The sequence below is a fragment of the Lacrimispora sp. 38-1 genome (genome assembly GCF_049890855.1).
GTDB lineage: Bacteria > Bacillota > Clostridia > Lachnospirales > Lachnospiraceae > Lacrimispora.
Genome location: NZ_JBANEW010000043.1, coordinates 263879 through 283875, shown reverse-complemented (window position 1 = coordinate 283875; position 19997 = coordinate 263879). Strand labels below are relative to the sequence as shown.

The 19997-nt window shown below is 42.0% G+C and carries 18 protein-coding genes; 2 read left to right on the top strand and 16 right to left on the bottom strand.

Annotated features, from left to right (window positions below; genetic code table 11):
* Positions 1-23: 23 nt before the first annotated feature.
* The 5 genes from V7D18_RS09645 to V7D18_RS09625 form a co-directional block, all read right to left on the bottom strand.
* Complete coding sequence (locus V7D18_RS09645) at positions 24-1013, bottom strand: carbohydrate kinase family protein (RefSeq protein ID WP_426153786.1); 990 nt, start codon at positions 1011-1013, stop codon at positions 24-26.
* Positions 1014-1039: 26 nt separating this feature from the next.
* Positions 1040-2515 (bottom strand): glycoside hydrolase family 32 protein, encoded by a 1476-nt coding sequence (locus V7D18_RS09640; RefSeq protein ID WP_426153784.1) that lies wholly within the window; start codon positions 2513-2515, stop codon positions 1040-1042.
* An 18-nt stretch (positions 2516-2533) separates the two neighbouring features.
* The gene (locus tag V7D18_RS09635) at positions 2534-3364 is read right to left on the bottom strand and encodes a carbohydrate ABC transporter permease (protein WP_426153782.1); all 831 of its coding nucleotides are present in this window, start codon (positions 3362-3364) and stop codon (positions 2534-2536) included.
* 33 nt (positions 3365-3397) lie between these two features.
* Entirely contained in the window at positions 3398-4279 is an 882-nt protein-coding gene (locus V7D18_RS09630; protein WP_426153780.1) for a carbohydrate ABC transporter permease, read from the bottom strand.
* Between the two features lie 108 nt (positions 4280-4387).
* Complete coding sequence (locus tag V7D18_RS09625; RefSeq protein ID WP_426153778.1) at positions 4388-5617, bottom strand: ABC transporter substrate-binding protein; 1230 nt, start codon at positions 5615-5617, stop codon at positions 4388-4390.
* A 529-nt stretch (positions 5618-6146) separates the two neighbouring features.
* Here V7D18_RS09625 and V7D18_RS09620 point away from each other — a divergent pair.
* Entirely contained in the window at positions 6147-7130 is a 984-nt protein-coding gene (locus V7D18_RS09620) for a LacI family DNA-binding transcriptional regulator (RefSeq protein ID WP_426153776.1), read from the top strand.
* Positions 7131-7277: 147 nt separating this feature from the next.
* On the opposite strand, the gene V7D18_RS09615 is transcribed toward V7D18_RS09620, so the two are convergent.
* From V7D18_RS09615 to V7D18_RS09580, 8 genes are all read right to left on the bottom strand, one after another.
* A complete protein-coding gene (locus V7D18_RS09615; protein WP_426153774.1) occupies positions 7278-8252 on the bottom strand; it encodes a carbohydrate kinase family protein in 975 nt (324 codons plus the stop codon).
* A gap of 31 nt (positions 8253-8283) precedes the next feature.
* Positions 8284-9768 (bottom strand): glycoside hydrolase family 32 protein, encoded by a 1485-nt coding sequence (locus tag V7D18_RS09610; protein ID WP_426153772.1) that lies wholly within the window; start codon positions 9766-9768, stop codon positions 8284-8286.
* A gap of 16 nt (positions 9769-9784) precedes the next feature.
* Positions 9785-11131 (bottom strand): glycoside hydrolase family 172 protein, encoded by a 1347-nt coding sequence (locus V7D18_RS09605; RefSeq protein ID WP_426153770.1) that lies wholly within the window; start codon positions 11129-11131, stop codon positions 9785-9787.
* A gap of 12 nt (positions 11132-11143) precedes the next feature.
* Entirely contained in the window at positions 11144-11971 is an 828-nt protein-coding gene (locus V7D18_RS09600) for a carbohydrate ABC transporter permease (protein WP_426153768.1), read from the bottom strand.
* 7 nt (positions 11972-11978) lie between these two features.
* Positions 11979-12851, bottom strand: a complete 873-nt coding sequence (locus tag V7D18_RS09595; RefSeq protein WP_426153766.1) for a carbohydrate ABC transporter permease — start codon at positions 12849-12851, stop codon at positions 11979-11981.
* A 56-nt stretch (positions 12852-12907) separates the two neighbouring features.
* A complete protein-coding gene (locus tag V7D18_RS09590) occupies positions 12908-14302 on the bottom strand; it encodes an ABC transporter substrate-binding protein (protein WP_426153764.1) in 1395 nt (464 codons plus the stop codon).
* Between the two features lie 326 nt (positions 14303-14628).
* Entirely contained in the window at positions 14629-15696 is a 1068-nt protein-coding gene (locus V7D18_RS09585; RefSeq protein ID WP_426153762.1) for a LacI family DNA-binding transcriptional regulator, read from the bottom strand.
* A gap of 160 nt (positions 15697-15856) precedes the next feature.
* Positions 15857-16060: an SDR family NAD(P)-dependent oxidoreductase gene (locus tag V7D18_RS09580; protein ID WP_426153760.1), complete on the bottom strand. Its 204-nt coding sequence runs from the start codon at positions 16058-16060 to the stop codon at positions 15857-15859.
* Between the two features lie 32 nt (positions 16061-16092).
* On the opposite strand from V7D18_RS09580, the gene V7D18_RS09575 reads away from it, so the two are divergent.
* On the top strand, positions 16093-16320 hold the full coding sequence (locus V7D18_RS09575) for a MarR family winged helix-turn-helix transcriptional regulator (protein WP_426153757.1): 228 nt from the start codon (positions 16093-16095) through the stop codon (positions 16318-16320).
* 344 nt (positions 16321-16664) lie between these two features.
* On the opposite strand, the gene V7D18_RS09570 is transcribed toward V7D18_RS09575, so the two are convergent.
* From V7D18_RS09570 to V7D18_RS09560, 3 genes are all read right to left on the bottom strand, one after another.
* Entirely contained in the window at positions 16665-17516 is an 852-nt protein-coding gene (locus V7D18_RS09570) for a carbohydrate ABC transporter permease (protein WP_426153755.1), read from the bottom strand.
* A 3-nt stretch (positions 17517-17519) separates the two neighbouring features.
* The gene (locus tag V7D18_RS09565; protein ID WP_426153752.1) at positions 17520-18431 is read right to left on the bottom strand and encodes a carbohydrate ABC transporter permease; all 912 of its coding nucleotides are present in this window, start codon (positions 18429-18431) and stop codon (positions 17520-17522) included.
* Between the two features lie 62 nt (positions 18432-18493).
* Positions 18494-19864 (bottom strand): ABC transporter substrate-binding protein, encoded by a 1371-nt coding sequence (locus V7D18_RS09560; RefSeq protein WP_426153750.1) that lies wholly within the window; start codon positions 19862-19864, stop codon positions 18494-18496.
* Positions 19865-19997: the final 133 nt, after the last annotated feature.

Genomic DNA, 19997 nt, shown 5'->3' with positions numbered 1-19997 from the left:
TAAATCCTCCTATAAGATTAACACTAAATTTTACGCTGCTGCATCGTTAAACTTAATGATACTGATTCTATCTCTTCTTTTTCCGGCATTACTCTCAAAGCTCCCCTCTTCGTCGTAATTAGGGACGCCCCGGCATTGGCAAACTGAAGCATTTGTCTGATATCTTCTTCAGTAAGCTGATCTAACCCCTTCTCTAGTACTGTATTGAGCATACACCCGGTAAATGTATCACCTGCACCCGTTGTTTCTATGGTATTTTCCTGTAAAAATGATTCCGCTGTAACCATCATACCTTTATAATACGCTCTGCTGCCATTTTTTCCAAGCGTTACACATACAAGCGGAATTTGATATTTGCCCTGAAGGAGAAGTGCTCCTTTGTCATAATCTGTTTCTCCTGTCATAAAGGTCAGTTCATTATCTGCTATTTTCAGGATATCACAACACTCCATACCATACTCGATGGCTTTTCTCGCATCCTCTAAGTCCTCCCATAACGGTTCCCGCAGATTCGGATCAAAGGAAATCAGTGTTCCCGCCTCTTTCGCACACTGAATGGCATATTCGGAAGCTTCTCTGACCCCCTCATGGGTAAAGGACAGAGTTCCAAAGTGAAATATTCTGGAAGCTCGAATCTTGTCAGAAGAAACTTCTTCCTTTCTCAGCATCATATCTGCTCCCGGATTACGGTAAAAAGAAAATGCTCTGTCACCATCCGGATAAGTATGCACGAACGCAAGCGTTGTATGAACCTCTTTATCTGTCAACAATCCCTCTGAATTGATTCCAACAGATTCTATCGTCTTCCTCAGCATATCACCAAACTGATCCTGCCCGACCTTTCCGATAAACGCTGTTTTTTTACCAAGTTTTCCAAGCATCGCCAATACATTACACGGTGCACCGCCCGGATTAGCTTCTAATAATACATTGCCCTGGCTGCTGATTCCATTCTCTGTAAAATCAATCAGAAGTTCTCCCAAAGCAGTTACGTCATACTCCTTATGTATCATCTGACTCTCCTCCTGCCAATTCAATATCATTCTTTCAATCCATATGTCTCAATATCCCTGATGATCACACTGCCTCCATATGCACGAATCTTCAACTGATTCTGCGAATCTCCGGCAAATATGTTGTTGGAATGGTTATTCTGATATTGGTCTGTAAAAATTTCAAGAGAACTCTGGTCAGATAAAATATGTACATCCAGTTCCTTTTTTCCTTTAAGATGCATCACGCTTCTCGAGATACCCTTGCTCCATCCGTCCGCTTCATTTCTGTCTACACTCATTTCCGCCTTCTTTAAGTCAAACAGGCATACTGTCTTCCTGCCCTCGCCACAGCGCAGATCTAATTCCAGCTTATCCGCATCTGTCTTCTCAAGATCTATCTTCAGCTTCAGTTCAAAGCATACTCCGTCTCCGGCTGTCAGCTCTGTCTCCTTTTCTGTCACAACAAGCGCATCTTTCTGTTTCGAATTTTCACGCATAGTTTCTACCTCTGCTATCGGAAGAAACTGCAATGTACCATCTTCCATCATGCGCACTTCTCTCGGAATATTGAAAGAACCACACCAGCCTTCCTTGTAGGTTGGTCCCCAGTCCTTCCATGATGGCATCCATTCCCATTCATTTGCCCAACCAATGATGATTCTTCTTCCGTCCGGCGCAAGGAAGGACTGCGGTGCATAATAATCAAAGCCCCAGTCAATCTCACCACTTACATGATAGTTAAACTTACCTGTCTCATAATCGAAATCACCAACCAGATACACTGCGGTATGTTCACCCGCACCCATCGGCGAAAACGTCAGGACATATTTATCACCCAGGGGATAAAAGTCCGGACATTCCCACATATAGCCCCATTCTCCACGGCTCTCAGCCAGCACATTGAAAAATGTCCAGTGAAACATATCTTTCGACCGATAAAGCAAAGCCTGTGCTTTATTATCACGGCTTGCACCACATACCATATAATAAGTATCCTCGTGCTTCCATACCTTTGGATCCCGGAACTGGTCAGCCGGAATACCTTCTGGTGCAGTCAGTACCGGATTTCCTTCATATTTTTCAAAATGAATCCCATCTTCACTATATGCAATGCACTGTGTCTGCTCAAATCCTTTTCCTTCATTGGTTGTTCCTGTAAACATCAGAAACAGCTTACCATCATGTTCGATTGCACTTCCCGAAAAACATCCTCCACGCAGATGATTATCATATGTTTCACTAGGAGCCAGTGCTATCGGCAGATACTCCCAGTGCAGCATGTCATCGCTGACCGCATGTCCCCAATGCATGCTGTCCCAGAATCCATTATATGGATTGTGCTGGAAAAAGAAGTGATATTTTCCTCTGTAATAAATTAATCCATTCGGATCATTCAGCCATCCGGTCTGCGCCATAAAATGATAATGCTGACGCATCTTTCCATTTTTTACAATATTTTTTTTGTTATCTATCTCACACTGAGCTTTTTCAATATTCTGTTGCATTAATTCTTTAGACATAAAATTCCTCCATCAATTCTAACCCTTCACAGCCCCGGCAGTCATGCCTTGCACAATAAATCTCTGAGCTGCAAGTGAGATAATCATTACTGGGAAGCTAAATAAAAATGCACCTGCACACATTGGTCCCAGATCCAAATTGTATGCTGACAAAAATCCTGCCAATCCTACCGTAAATGTTTTAGCTCTTGTACTTGTAAGCAACAATGAAACAAGGAAATCATTCCAAGCCAGGAACAAAGTAAATATAAATGCTGTTGCGAGACCAGGCTTACATATTGGTAAGATTATTTTTCTAAATGTCTGAAGGCTTGTTGCCCCATCTACATATGCCGCTTCATCTAATGTAGTCGGTATCCCCTCATAGAAACTGAGCATCGTCCATATTACAAACGGCATATTGATAGCCGCATAAACAATAATTAATGCAATCTTAGTGTCGTATAGTCCAATATTACAGATTAACTCATAAATCGGAACAACAATACTTGATGTCGGAATCATCTTCAAACAAAGGACTAGAATCACCAAAAATACAGATAACTTTGCTCCCGATCTCTGAATTGCATATGCCGCCAGAGAACCAAGCACCAATGCAATAATCGTACTGCCCAGTGCTGTAATCAAACTGTTCATCAGGTAACTTACTGTATCCATTCTCTCAAACAGCCCGACAAAATTCTCTACGGAAAACGTTTTAGGGAAAAAAGCAGGTGGAACTGCTATTACTTCTGCTCCCGGCTTAAATGCACAGCAAATAACATAGATGTACGGAAAAAGCCAGCATATCGTAAGTACAATCGAAAGAGTAATTCCTATCTTTTTTCCGATTTTTTTATTTTTCTTCACTTTTTTTGCCTCCTTATCAGACCAGTTGCCAAGTCAGGCTTTTTTCTTTGGATTCCATAAGCTCTGCATAAACACTAAAGTAAAGATTACCAATACGGCAATAAATACAACAGCCATTGCACTTGCATATCCTGTGTCGTTGTATCTTGTCAGCGTTTTGTAAATAATAATACTGATTGTTTCCGAAGAACTGTCCGGACCGCCCTCTGTCATCGCCCAGATTATATCAAATGTTCTGGCTGCATCTATAATTCTCACAGATAATGCAGTCAATAAGACTGGTTTAATAACCGGAAATTTTATATAACAAATCTCTTGTAACAAGCTTGCTCCATCGATTCTTGCTGCTTCAATCATGCTGCTGTCTAAGCCTTGAAGCCCCGCCAGTAACATCAGCATCATAAATGGTGTTGTTAACCAAATATCTGCAATACAACATGCAAGCAGTGACCATCTTGAATCTGCCAGCCATAAAATATCACTGCTGCTTGAGAGAATTCCTACTCTGGTAAGAAGTTCATTAACAATACCAAAACTTGAGCTCATCATCAGTTTCCATGTAAGACCTGCAACCAACGGTGCTATCATTAAAGGTGCCATCATCAATGAACGGACGATTTTACTACCCTTATAATTCAATTCAAAAAACAGAGCGAATAATAAGCCAGCTGTTGTTTCAACACCAACTGCCACTACAATATAAATAAGTGTGTTCTTTAACTGTTTTAAAAAACCACCGGCTGTAAAAGCCTTGATATAATTAGACACTCCGATAAATGTCCTGTCTCCTGAAAGACCAACTTTATTAAAACTATCATATACCATTGTAAAAATAGGATAGATCAGAAAGGCACCCATAAATATTGCACCAGGCAGAAAGAACAATAATAATGTTTTTCTTGAAATTAACTTCATTCTGTTTACCACCTTTTTTAAAATAGAGGGGTATTCCTCCTGTTATTGATAACCATTCGGAACCCCCTCTGTTTAATCACATCATCTGTTTCTAAGAAATCTGATTAACTATTTGCCAATGGATTCAATTTTTGTTTTTGCTGATTCCAATGTCGATGTTACATCAGCTCCGCCTAAAGCAGATTCAACAACACCTGTAAGTACTTCTTCGACCTGTGACCATGTGCTCACCATTGGTCTTGGTTGTGACTGGGGAGCTGCCAATGTGTCAAGAACAGCTGTTGTATGCTCATTTCCTTCCACTTTTCCAGCCTCCTCATATACGGAAGTTCTTCCTGCAATCTTAAGAGTCAGATCCATGTAGTCAGCATTGTGATCATACATAAATTTTGTATATTTAAGTGCCATTTCTTTATTCTTGGAGTTTTTCATTACACATTCATACCATGGGCCTGTGGTTGCTCCAATACCGGCGCTTCCTCCGATCATAGGTGCGCATCCAACTTTATCTGCTCCTAAAGCTGCAACTGCTGCAGGATACTGATGACTCCAGTTAAGCTGCATTGCAACTTTTCCATTTGTAAATAATTCCTGAGATTCTGTTGATGCTGTTGATAATGAATCAGCCGGTGTATAGTCAGCATTTGCATTTTCCACCATAAAGTTCAATGCATCTGCATAAGCCTGGTCTGTTATATTTACATTTCCGTCTTTGTCATAAACAAGACCATCTGCGCCTGCCTGACATGCAAAATCAAGGAAAGAGCAGACAGCATCAGAACCACTTCCAAAGACGGTTGTCCCATACATATCTTCTGTTGTCAGTTCCTTCGCCAGTGCCTGGTATTCTTTCCAGGTAGCCGGCACTTTATCTTCAGGAATAAGGTCTTTTCTGTAAATCAGCACCTTTGCGTTTACCCACATTGGATATCCAAGCAGATTTCCATTAACCGTCCCGCTGTCCTGTAAAGTTGGAAGGAAATCACTTGTGTCTGCATCATTGATTGCTTCAATCGCATCTGCAAATGCTGTTAACCATACCACATCCATAGTCGCCACATCATGGGAAGCCTGCTTTGCCTTAATCTCTGTAGATAACTTGTCATACATTCCGGTATAAGCAACCGCATCAATAATAACCTTGCATCCAGTCTCTTCTTCAAAGGATGCTGCCGTTTTTTTCGCCAGTGCCTCTGCAGGTGAACCGCTTTCTACCAGAACTGTAATGCTGTTCTTATCACCCCCCGGCTCCGTTTTGCCTTCTATTGAGCCACATCCCGCAATCATTGTTCCTATCATTGCTGCTACAAGCATAATACTAAGAATTTTCTTCTTCATTCTTATCCTCCTCAATAAATTATTTACCTATTCCCTAGTCCATATTCCGGCCATCTCTCAGGCAGTCTTGCCTCCACCGGTGGTAATTCAGGCAATGGTTTGTGTGGCAGTTTTAGATACCAGTAAACTGCACTTTAATAATCCTTCCCCGGATCATTGACATGTTCATGTTCAACCGTTACCCAGACCGACTTTTCAAAATACCTATCAAAATTATCAATATTTAGGTCCCCGATACACACATAATTCCCCTCTCCTTACGTTTTTATTTTTATGTATTCATATTACTATTTGAAATTATTAATGTCAATCGTTTTCATTATTTTTTTCAAAAAAAATTCCAATGAAGTACACATGATTATGTGTTTTTTTGTGCATGATGAACCATATTACAAGCGTGAATCACTTTATATTTGGAGTTAAAAACATTTTTCGGTTTACCTTGTATTGAAATTATTTTCATTATCTATTGAAAATTTATCAATTTGTGTTATTATTAATATAAATAATAAATAATGGAGTTATATGTATGAACAAAACAAAAATAAAAGACATTGCTGATAAAAGCGGCGTATCCCTAACTACTGTTTCCCGCTATTTCAATAAACCTGAGTTACTATCCCTCAAAACAAAAAATAAGATTCAGACTGCCATAAAAGAACTGAATTACAGTCAGGACAGTGTAGCCCGCATATTAGTAACCGGGAAGTCCAATCTGGTAGGAGTAATTTTTCCTCATTTACATCTCAGTTTCTATACTGAATTACTGAATCAGCTTATAAACTTTGGGAAACAGAAGGATTATAGCTTTATCGTATATACCTCTCATGATTCCAAAGAAGAAGAACTTCAATTAATTGATAAGTTAAAATCATACAGAGTGAAAGGAATCATTTTGTTAAGCCATACACTCGATGGTAAAGAGATAGAACAATTGGGCATTCCTGTAGTTTCCATCGAACGTCCCGGAGGTAATTTCAGGCAGATTAATAATGATAACTTTATCGGCGGCAAGTTGGCAGGAGAACAATTTATACGAGACGGCTGTGAAGTATTTATTCATATAAATAATGGCTATCACGAGGATTGGCCGTCATTTAAAAGGATCGTCGGATTTGAGTTAGCTGTTAAGAACAATCCAAAAGAAATTTATATTGATGAAGATCTGACTGATCCATATTCGGAAAAGGCAACGAAAGCCATGCTTAACTTATTAAACGGAATATTGGAAAAATATAGAGGAAAAAAAACAGGAGTGTTTTGTTCAAATGATGACATTGCTAACCTTCTGGAGAGGGAGTGTATAAAGAAAGGGGTAAGTATACCTCATGAGATTGAAATTATCGGATACGATAATTCACCAGTATCTGATTATGCAGTCTATCCAATTACATCCATTGATCAGAATATTTCATTGATGGCCCAGATAGCTATAGAGTCTTTAGGCTCCTATATGCCGAATGAAAGTGTTGTGCCTGCAACACTAATTAGAAAAAACACCACCCTGACATAATAACGCCATGCAAATAATGGTATTTTGAAGAACCGAAAGAGCCCTGTTATGATATTCAAATCCTATCATAACAGGGCTCTGCATATAGAAAACCGTCTTAACTTTTCCACCATTTTCCTTGCTTAATAAATGGAGCCCAATACAGTTTTAACTTATAATAGGTTCTGTAATCAGCTTCTCAATTTCCGCCCTTTCCGGCATGACCTTTAAGGCACCCTTTCTTGTCGTTACAAGTGCTGCGGCCCCATTAGCGAAGTTTAGCATCTCTGCAATATTGGTTTTCGTCAGACCACCCAGACCGTGAAGCAGAACATAATGCAGAACGCACGCACAAAAGGTATCTCCCGCTCCTGTCGTCTCTATGGTATCCGGCATCAGATACGGTGCAGCCTCCACAATCATATCTTCATAGTAGGCTTTGCTTCCGCATTTCCCCATGGATACTAAAATAAGAGGGATATCGTACTGGCTTCTGATTTTTTCCACTCCCCGGTCGTAGTCCTCTTCTCCCGTCAGCCACTGAATTTCATCATCTGAAATTTTTAAAATCTGGCATTTTGACAGGCCATAGTTAACTTGCTCTCTGGCCTCATTCATGGAATTCCATAAGGGCGGCCGCAAATTAGGGTCAAAGGATATCATAGCTCCGTATCGGGCGGCCATTCCAACTGCGTATTTCGTGGCTTCCCTTACTTGTTCGTGGGTCATGGACAGCGTACCAAAATGGAAAATCCGCGTATTCTTTAAAATATCCGGCTGGATTTCCTCCCGTTTCAGCAGCATATCCGCTCCCGGATTGCGGTAAAAGGAAAATTCCCGGTCTCCATCTTCCAACGTGTGCACCAAAGCCAGGGTGGTATGCACCTCCGGATCCAAAATTAAGTTTCTGGCATCGATGCCCTGCTGTTCCAGCGTATCCTTCAATTTTAACCCAAAGAAATCCTTTCCCACCTTGCCGATGAACGCCGTTCTGTAACCCAGTTTATTCAGCATCGACAGCACATTACAGGGAGCGCCTCCCGGGTTTGCTTCAAAGAGCTGGTTTCCCTGTCCGCTCTGGCCATTTTCCGTAAAATCAATCAACAGCTCGCCAAGCGCTATCACATCATACTGCTCTTTCATGTCTTCCCTCCTTGTATACAAGCCTCCTCATTCAACGGATAGCCCGCTCCAGCCCATAGGAAATGATACTGGAAAAATACGCCTGTCCCCCTAAAGCTTGAACCGTGTTTTTGTTCTGGGCATCAGAAGCAAATACATTGCAGGAATGATTTGTCTGATACTGGCTGCCAAACACCTCGATGGAACTCTGATCTGAGAAGAGGTGGATATCAAGTAACTTTTTATCCATAAGCTTTAAGGGGCTTTTCGTCTGTCCACGACTCCAGCCGTCACTATGGTTCCTGTCAAATGTCATCTGTCCGTGCTTCAAATCAAGGTACACCACACTCTTTAAATCACCATCACTTCGAAGCTCCAGCACAACCTTTTCTGCCGTCGTCCTCTCCAAATCCAGTACAAGCCGGCTTTCATAAGCCACTCCGTCGCCAGCCGATATATCCACCGGCTCACTTTCTACCTCCACGCCATAACGGATTCTTTCATCCGTCCGAAGGCTTTTAAGCTCCTCCACCGGAATGAACTGCAGCGTGTTGTCCGGCATCAGGCGCACCTCTCTTGGAATGGCAAAGGAACCGCACCAGTTTTCCTTATATGTGGGACCCCAGTCCTTCCAAAACGGCATCCAGTCCCAAGCGTTGGCCCAGCCCACAATCAGGCGGCGTCCTTTTGCATCAAGAAACGACTGCGGGGCATAGTAATCAAAGCCCCAGTCAATTTCTCCCATCGTGGTATGATAGAATTTTCCGGTATTATAGTCCATATCTCCCACCAGGTACACACAGGTACGTTCGTGAAGTCCCATGGGAGAGAACATCAGTACACATTTATCTCCTATCTGAAAGAAATCAGGGCATTCAAACATATAGCCAAGCTCACCCCTGCTTTCTGCCATCACATTGACATACTCCCAGTCCAGCAGATTTTTAGAGCGGTACAGCAGTGCCTTTGCCAGATTATCCTTCTTGGCACCGCACACGAGATAGAACATTCCGTCATGCTCCCATACCTTTGGATCGCGGAAATTAGCCGGTTCATAGCCTTCAGGAGCAGTAATTACCGGATTCTTTTCGTATTTCTCAAAATGAATTCCATCCTCACTGTATGCCACGCACTGAGTCTGGACAAATCCATCTCCATAATTTGTAGTCCCCGTATAAATCAGGAACAGTTTGCCATCATGCTCAATGGCGCTGCCTGAAAAGCAGCCACCCTCTTTATGATCATCATAAGCTTCACTTGGAGCCAGCGCCACCGGCAGATATTCCCAGTGAAGCAAATCTTCACTTACGGCATGTCCCCAGTGCATGGCACCCCAAAAAGAATTATAAGGATTATGCTGGTAAAAGAAGTGGTATTTGCCGCGAAAAAAAATCAGGCCGTTAGGGTCGTTTAACCATCCCTCTTCCGCCATGAAATGATATCTCTGACGCATGACGGCATTCTTAATAAGAACTTTTTTAGAGTCTATTTCTTTCTGGACTTTTTTAATATTCTCAAGGTGAAGTGTCTTAGACATTTTTGCTCCTTCTCTATCAGCGGTAAATGTTCCGCAATTTCTTTGCAAACTCCGTATTTTCAGCAGAGTCCTTTCTGCACTTGCATTCTTTTATCCTGAACTGTTCTTCCCGTTTCGGAGCGTATTCCTCCCAGCGTTTTTCATAGGCCTCCCTGGCTGCCTTCATCTCGTCATTTAACTTCACCACCGGCTGCTCTATTTCAGGAATGGAGGCCGTGACCGGGATTCTCTTCTCCACAGGAAGAATGGTAAGGGATTTCCGGGTGGGCATGGTCTGATACCAGTACGCCGTGGTGCTCCAATCATCAGATAAGTGGTTGGCGTGCCCGTGTTCAATGGATACTTTAATGCTCTTTTCAAACCGCACCGGATCAGTGATATGGAAACGGTAAGCGGTATGGATTCCCTCCGTATTGTCCCCTTCATGAAGGATGGTTCCGAAGAATGGCGCATTGTTCCTCTGCATTCCCCAGGCGTGGTTGAAATAATCTTCGGTTCCGGTACCGTTGATGCTTGGCATTTCCTCTCCGTCAATAAAGAACATGTCGTCGCCTTCGCCCCACCAGCTTCCCTGGTAATGCTTCACGCTTAAATTACAGCCCACGTAATGGCCCGCCCCCTCTGCTTCCAACACCACATAGTTTCCCTCACCATCTAAGTTGGAAACGGAATTGACTTCCGGAGAATTGATCTGCAGATCAGGTCCCCATCCGTCACATGGACTTTCCCGGTGCCATGACGCATGGAAATAAGCAGTATCCTCAGCCATGGGCTCTTTATACATCTCATAATCTATATAAAAATATAAAATAAATGGGAGCTCATTTTCATTGACAATCTCAATCTTCGCCTTCTTATTAAATGGCATGGGGAAGTAACAGGAAACGGAACAGGGTGCGCCATATTTTCCAGCTTCTTCCGGCTTCAGGGAGACATTAAATGGCAGGGAGGTAAAATTTCCCGGATAACTGTTACCGATACAGAAGAAGTCTCCCAAAGGTGCAAGCACACTGGGCGTATCCTGATCGTCCCAGGTAATTTTAATCAGCGCTTTTCTGTAATAAAAGGGATCATACGCATCCCATATAACCCCCAGGGCCGGATGGATTTCCATAACAGGGGCAGCTTTCGCCTGCATCTCAGGATCCAGAAGTCCTGGCTCCTTTACCTTTCGGCAGGATGAAGTCATCCAGATATGGGTGATACAGGCCGGGCCTTCAATCTCCCCCAAAGTGATGCTCTCTCCTGCTGGAATTTCCCAATAATCCTGATTACGTCCACTGTGGTCCCAACTGGAAAGCCTTGCGCTCCTTGCTTGTTTTACCTTTGTTAAGTCTTTAAACATTCCTGATAAATGATTCATATTTTTTCCTCCTTATCCTTTCACGGCACCAGCCGTCATACCATCTACAATACTTTTTTGAAACAGGCCATAGAAAATCAGCTCTGGTATGATAATCATAATACTGGATGCGATTATCCCGCCGTAATCCACGGAATACTTTCCTTTGAAAAAGAACACTCCCATAGACAGGGTATAATCCTTTACATCCCGCAGCATAACTGACGCAAAGGGATATTCATTCCAGATATAAAGTACGTTGAAAATAACCACGGTGGCGATGACCGGTTTCGCCATGGGAATGATGATCTCTCCAATGAGCTGCCAGAGGTTCGTCCCATCCACAATGGCTGCTTCGTCGATTTCCTTCGGAAGAGCCTTCAAATATCCCACAAATAAAAGGGTGTTAAATGAAATGGAGGTCGCCACATACGGCATGATAAGCCCGGCTTTCCCCCTTAACCCTAAGAGCAGGTTTATTTTATATACTGGAAACAACAGTATGAAAGGGGAAATTGCAAGCCCCATAATCAGAAAACTGTAAAGCATTGTCTTTATCCTACTGTTGAACTCCATGCGCGCCAGCACAAACGCACTGAGAAACGTAATAGTAAGTTCTATCAAGATAGAAACGATACAGATAAAAAAGGTGTTGGAATACAATTCTCCATAATTTAGAATCTGCAGCGCATTCACAAAGTTCATCAGATTGAAGGAAGCCGGCATGGAAAGGGGGGTCAACATGATCTCCGAGTTTGTTTTCATGGAGAGTAAAAACATCCAGGCGAAAGGAAATACAACTATCACGGTAATAACAGCCATCAGAATATACATGACTGCCATTTTCTTTTTACTTACCACTCTTTCTTCACTCCTTTCTTTCCCTCACTGCAAGCTGATAGACGGCCACAACCAGCAGGCAGAAAATAAATGTCACAGTTGCCAGGGACATACCATAGCCGTATTCCGCATTTTTAAACGTGGTCGCATAGCTGTAGGTTACCAATGTCTCAGACAGATGGTTGGGACCTCCGTTAGTTGTCTGCTGTACGATTTCAAATATCTTGAAGACTCCGGTAATGACCAGAATTGCAACGGAAGATATGGTCGATCTCATCATGGGAATGATAACGTACAGGACCTTTTGTACCGCTGAAGCCCCATCAATCCTGGCAGCCTCCAAAACTTCCCCGGGTACCATCTTTAACCCGGCAATATAAATGGTTACGATATACCCTAACTGCTGCCAGAAATAGATGACTGCAACGGAAAACGGCGTTAAATGCGCTCCGCCGATCCATTTCTGTTTCAGGGTTCCCAGCCCAATGGCTTCCAGTAAGTTATTTAAAATTCCCACCTCCGGATCCAGGATATAGACCCAGATAATTCCCACGATGATAGGCGCTATAATCGCCGGTGAGAAAATCAGCGCCTTTGACAGTCCGTTAAATTTTAGATTATTATTTAACAGCAACGCTACCAGAAACGCCAGAATCAAAAGAACCAAAAAATCAACAGCCAGTATTATTACAGTATTTTTAAGGGAAAGCCAAAAGGTATCGTCCGCAAAGAGCCTTCTATAATTAGATAAGCCGATAAATTTCGCCCCGCCTATCCCGGAGTATTTTGTAAAGCTGTAGCCCATTGCAATAATGATGGGAGCAATGATATACAATATATAAACAAGGATTGTGGGGAGCATAAGCCCCGCCACATACCTTTTTTTACTTAACCAGTGCATGTATGGTTCCCCTTTCCTTTAAAGAGAAGTCCGCGGCATCAGATACCGGAATGCCGTTATTCGTAGGACAGTTGTCCATCCAGCTTATCAAGAGCCTCCGTTGGCGTATAGTTACCAAGCATGACGCCAAGCATAGAATCGTAGAGCTGAGTCTGTACGGCAGAAGAAAGGATCTGATCTGGCTGTGCCGCCGGGCTTTCCCAGTTATCCTGGAGTGCATTCATAACGGCCTTTAACGCATACTGGCCGTCAGCCGCTTCGATTCCCGTATAGTTCGTTGCAGGGAACGCAGAGCCTTCATAGGATATCTTTGCCGCGTCCTCGCTATAATAGAATTCCAGGAATGCATATACGGCCGCTTCGATTTTTTCATCATCCGCCACTTTTGCGCTCACACAAATCGGGGCGGATGGAACCTTCATAGCTCTCTTCTGTTCAAAGCTGCTGTCTGAGAAAACAGGTCCCCACCAGAAACCTACCTTATCTCCCATCTTCTCGTCGAGTTCCGCACAGTCCCATGCGCCCGTATTGAGCATAGCCGCCGTACCTGCCTCAAAATTTGTCTTTGCGTCAAAATAGCTTAATGTGGACATATTCGATGGGAAGGCTCCTTTTTTACCAAGCTCCTCCAGTTTTTCAAAACACTTTATCATGTTATCGTTAGAAAACATCTCTTTTCCATCCAGGATATCGTGGATATAATCGGAATATCCGTAGCGGTCCATGGCTGCCAAAAAACCCCAGACTGCATACGTATCGGTACTTCCCTGAGCCACAGGAGTAATGCCGGCTGCCTGAAATTTTGGAATCATCTCAAGCATTTCCTCATAAGTAGTTCCATTGACCGGTTCCTTTACTCCCGCCTTTTCAAAAGCTTCCTTATTGTAGAAAAAGCCTTCCACATTACACTGATATGGTAAGCCATACTGAATTTTATCCTTAAATGCTTCCTTTACGCTGACATCTAAGGCTTTGTCAACCTCCGGGTATTTGGACAGGAATCCTGATAAATCAAGCAGATAACCAGCTTCCGAATATTCCGGTCCGGCTGCGGAGTCCATCCAGAAAATTTCCGGAAGAGATCCGTCCGCTGCCTTCAGTTTCAGGTTGGTATCATGGGCTGATTTTTCAGCTGCCTCGAACTCTACCTTGTACTGTCCCTGGTATCTTTCATTAAATGCCTGCACAATTTTGTATGTGACCGACTCCTGATGCTCCGGATCCGCCACATGAATTCCGAATTTAATCGTCGTTTCTCCTCCTGTTTTGGAGTCTTCCGTTTCTTCAGAGCTTTCCGTTCCTTTAGAGCCTTCCGTTCCAGCTGCCTCTTTTGAGTCAGACGCGGCCGTTGTATCCCCCGCCTTTGTTACTGAGCTTCCACCACTGCAAGCTGCTAAGCAGGATGCGGTTACCACTGCCACCAGTCCGACTGCTAACCCCTTTAATCTCATAATACTTCTCCTTTCGTTTTCTCCGTATGGAACGCGTTCCATACGATTACTTTTTTAAGGATTTATCTTTTATAGATAAATCCCGTGTTTTATACCTCGTTTTTACCCACCATATGCTGCATAAATCTTACATTACTACTACTTTTTCGTGAGGACGATTCATTTTTGTCAAATTCTATCCTCTTGTTGTTAGTTTAAATCATAGTATTCAATTTGTCAATAGAATACGGCGCAAAAAAAATATACAAAATTCATTCATGGAATGCGTTCCATATGATATGTTTTTGTATATTATGCACAATTTCATTCAATGTAGTGTGCTGCTTTCAAGTGGTCCCACCCTCTCGCAGTAAAACATCTACCATTATTCTGATATCCTTCAGGCCTTCTTTTTCTCCATCTCCCCCTTCGATCTTCTTCACAATCAATTCCGTACACTTTTTTGACAGGGTCTCGATAGGCTGAACAATGGATGTAACTTCCGGATAAATATTAGTGGTAAGCAATGTTCCATCATAAGCAACAATCTTTAAGTCCTCCGGGATCCTCTTTCCATGGGTAAGCGCTGTCTTCAGGTAAGAAATTGCCATCAAATCGGCCCCAAAAGCCCCGTCTATTTCCGGATTTCCAAGAAATACTTCTTCCGCCACCTGTTTAAAATAATTTGCATCAAACCGATTCCATTCCAGTTCATAAGTAACGACGGGAATTTTTGCCTCCTCCATGCGCCGGGCAAAGGCCGTATGCCTGTCATGTGACGGTGAATTCACTGCCTTCGACCCCTGAAACTGTACCACATGGGTACAACCGGCTTCTATGAGACGCTCTGCCGCCATGGTTCCGCCCTTCCAGTGATTTACCCCGACAACAGGTATATTCTTTCCTAAATAGCGGTCAAAGGAAACGACAGGTTTGTCCGTCTTTAAGTAATCTTCTATATCGAGGGAATGGACGCCTGTGATGATACCGTCAACCATATATCGGTCCAACATGTCTATGTATTCCCTTTCATAATTCTGCGTCATAAAGGTACTGCATACCATTGTCTTAAAACCGTATTCATACAGGTCACTTTCGATTGCCCGTACAAGATCGGAAAAAAACGGATAAGCTATATCTGGCACAAGTACTGCGATAATCCCAGTCTTTTTATGATAGAGGTTTCTGGCCAGCTCATTAGGCGTGTAATGAAGCTCATCCATAGCCCGGTTTATTTTTTTCTTTGTTTCTTCAGATACATATCCTGTTTTGTTAAGGGCACGTGATACGGTGCCCACACCAACTCCTGCTAATTTTGCTACATCCTTGATACCTGCCATCTCATCATCTCCAACACTTTTTACTTTTTGTTGTTTTACCATTTCCACTGTATCATTCTTCCAGTAATAATTCAAGCTTCATTACCTGGAAATTAGCATTTGGATTTCTTTATCACGTAGACTGCAAATGTTCCACTATTTATCTTCTATGATTTCGCATCCGAGAAATGTAGGAGCCCACCGGCAATTTAAGTCCACCATGATTGCGTGATGCTTCGGAAGCGACAGTTACTATTCATGCGTTTTTTGAAGCTGTCAATGAATCTAATAGTGTATGTGTTAACAACCATGGCGCCAGATAGTTCACTGCAATCATTTCAGAAAATCCCTCTTTGGTTATTCGCTGTTCGAAGCCGTGCAGTCCTGCATTATTCACCAATATATCAATTTGGGGATATGCAGTTTTAATCTGATTCCCAATTCTTCTTATGTCCTCCATAAGTGACAGATTACCGAAATAAAAGTCTATTTTTGATTCAGGTACAGCATCCTTTATTAGGCTATGTTAAAAGTGAGACTCATCCGGAAGACCGCCGCGGAGTATTGTTATCTTTAACGGAACCAGGCCGTGAAAAAGCGTTAAAGGCTATTAAGGAGAAAGAAGAAGAGTTTTATAAGCGCATTTCAAAATGGGAAGATTCAGACCTTGAAACATTTGTTTACATGCTCAGGTGTTTCAACGGATATGACACCAAATAGATGATTGTTAATCCAAAAGCAGCAATCAAAGAATAAACCATCGTTTCATGATCTATTGCATTTCTCCATGATATAAATCGGAATGCCAATTTCATATAACTCGGCTGTAAAATATAATCATTAATTCAATTAATATCTGTATGGTGAAGACCCATATTTAATACAAAAAATAAATACTACGTCAAACCAACTATTCCCTTTGTATAAAAAAATAAGTGTAAACGTTTAAGCACTAATGATATGCTATAACAATTACACTTTTATGGTTCTAAATTTCACAGAGCTGTTGCTCCATAAATTATTTAACTACTTTTGCTCCAATCTATTCTGCTCTCCTTTGTTGATTATCCTTTGATCCCATCCGTAGCGATTCCATCTACCAGGTATCTCTGAAAAATAATGAAAAAAATAATAACCGGCAGTAATGATATCACTGACATTGCAAACAAGCCGCCATAATTATTATACGAATTAGGATCCAGATACATATTCAATGCCAAAGGTATGGTAAATTTGCGTGCGCTGTTCATAAATATCAGTGGCTGGAAGAAATCCTGCCAGATCCAGTAAAATGCAAAGATAGAAGCGTTTATAATAGCCGGCTTCACCACAGGCACCAGAATACGGAACAAAATTCCAATCCTCCCGCACCCATCAATTTCTGCTGCTTCATCAAGTTCTCTTGGTATTCCCCTGAAAAACTGTACCATAAGGAAGATAAAAAATGCACCTCCAAAAAGCCAAGGCAGAACAAGTGCCATCCAGGTATCAATCAGATTAAGCTTTTTTAAAATAATATACTGGGGTACCACCATTACCTGAGGAGGAATCATCATGGTGAGCATTACACAACCAAACCAGAATCCAGAAAATTTAAATTTTATTCTCGCCAAAGCGTAGGCAGCCAAAAGAGAAGTCAACACGCAGCCAGCAGTTCCTATTACCGTTACGAACAAAGAGTTTATGAAAAATGTAACAAACTCTACACCACCCACACCGGCAAATCCACTGCGGTAGTTGGTCACCGCATTCCATACTTTGGGAATAAGGGAATAAGTATCTAAAAACATTGTATCATTACTTTTAAAAGAACTGGCTAACAACCAAAACAGTGGATAAATCATAAAAAAACCAAGCAGGCATGCTCCAACATGAAACTTAATAGAATTTATTTTTTTCTTTGTATGCATTCCCATAGTTTATTCCCCCTCTGATTCGTAGTATACCCAATTCTTTTGTGTTCTGAAAAGGATCACTGTAAAGACTGCTATAATTGTCACAAGGATCCAGGCCAACGCACAACTGTATCCCATATCAAAAAATGTGAACGCCCTGCGGTACAAATAAAGAACATACGACAAGGTACTATCCAGAGGACCTCCATCCGTAATAACATAACTTTCCGTAAACACCCGGAAACCATTTATGATCTGTAAAATCAGGTTAAAGAAAATAGTAGGGGTAAGCATTGGCAATGTAATTCTTAAAAAAATATAATGCGGTTTTGCTCCATCCACCATTGCAGACTCATAAAGCGCATGAGGTATCTGCTTTAAGGCAGATAAAAAGATGAGCATGGAGGAACCAAACTGCCACACCCCCATTAAGATAATGACACTTAAGGCAGTCTTTGGATTTCCAAGGAAAGACATCCCCTGTTCAATGCCAAAAACAGATAATAATGTCATTACCACCCCTTTATTTCCGAAAATCTGTTTCCAGACAACGGATACCGCAATGCTTCCGCCTATAATAGACGGAACATAGTAAAGGGTACGGTAAAGTCCAAGGAATTTATGTTTTTTATTCAGCAGCATGGCGACAAAAAGAGCAAAGGCCAAGCGCAAAGGAACCAGAACAAGAACATAACTAAACGTGACCTTTAAAGCCTGTACAAACGTATCATCTTGAGTAAATGCCCGTGTATAATTAGTAAATCCAATAATTTTCGGGGTATTCAGCAGGTTAAAATCTGTAAATGAATAGTAAAGTGAAATAACTGCAGGAATCAGCCACATTCCAATAAATCCCAAAATCCATGGTCCTAACAGCAGATAAGCAACCAGATTATCCGAAAGGCTGTAAGCAGCTTTTTTCTTTTTTTGCCTCATAATATCTCCTTATTTAACATCAGAGAGGCACGCGTGGCGTGATCCTCTCTGTTTTAGCTTCATCAGTTACCTCTAGATAAGATTGCATCCGCATCTTTTCTAAATTTTGCAGCTGCTTCTTCTGGAGTAATCTGCCCATAAAATGCGCTGTATGCCGAATTCTTAAATGCCTCATTAACTTCTGACATTCCAACTGGGTCCGGATCGGGCGTCTCTCCGCAAAGCGCCAGTGCTTTTTCCAATTCTTCAAACATCGCTTTCTGCTGTACCGTAAGCTTACCGGAACGAATCATGTGTTCCCGGATATCAGAAGATACCGGAGTTCCTCTTTCAGCCATAATAAGATCATTTGCTTCTTCAGAATTTACAAACCAATCAATAAATTCTGCCGCTTCCTTCTTTACCTTGGAGGTTTCCGCTACAGAGAAAAACATCCCCGGCTTCAGCCAAAGCCCCTTGACCTGAGAGTCTGCCAGTAACGGAGGAGTAACCATCTTGATTTTGTCATTAACGCTGCTTACCTTTGATGCATAATTGTTCCATTCAGTCAACATGGCTCCATCGCCTGTCACTACAGGACCTGCTTCCTGCCCCAAAGCCTGGATTGCTGCATACTCATCAGGATTTGGAATAATGCCTTCTTTCATTTGATCAGCCCACATCTGAATATAATCAGAGAAGATCTTATCATCCGCATACCCTATTGATTTTTTGTCTTCACTAAACAGACTTTCTCCCCGTTGTCTAACCCAGTAGTTAAAGAAATTTGTATCATCCACTGGTCCATTGGACAATCCGTATTTTCCAGTCTTTTCTTTAATCGTTTTTGACATGGTAATAAAATCCTCCCAGGTCCAAGTGCTGTCTGGCTCAGCTACTCCGGCCGCTGCCAGCACATCTGGATTATATCCCATGGAAAGGTAGGAACTGGCAAGCACAAATCCTGTCATTTTTCCATCGATTTTACCAGTATTAAGAAGCTTTTCATCTACTTTTGAAATATTAATAGTTCCATCGTCAATGAACGGCTGTAAATCTGCCAGTGAATTGTTCTTTGAATATGTAGTTATATAAAGATAATCCATCTGGACCAAATCTGGCATGGAACCAGATGCCGCCTGGGTGGCCAGCTTGTCAAAATATCCATCCCATCCAGAGGGAATCGCCTCAAATTTCACATTTGGGTGAGACTTCGTATAAAGATCCAAAAGTTTTTGTGTATAATCATGCCGCCCCTGGCCACCCCACCAGGTAATCTTAAGCGTAACCGGCTCTCCGCCTGCTGCATTTGTATCTCCTGTGCTTTCTGCTGAAGCTTCTTTTGAACTTCCTGCTGTTTCAGTTTCCTTATTCCCCGAACTACAGCCAGTCATTGAAAATACCATGGCAGCCGTTATACCCAGAGCCGCAAGCCTTTTTAATGTTTTTCTCATAATAACACCTCTCCTTTTCAGTTGTTTTAATAACCTGATATACTATATTATAAGACTTTATTTTGAAAACGAAATGGAATAAACAGACTAGGTTTTTGTAAAAATCCGACTAAAACAAATGATTAATTGTAAA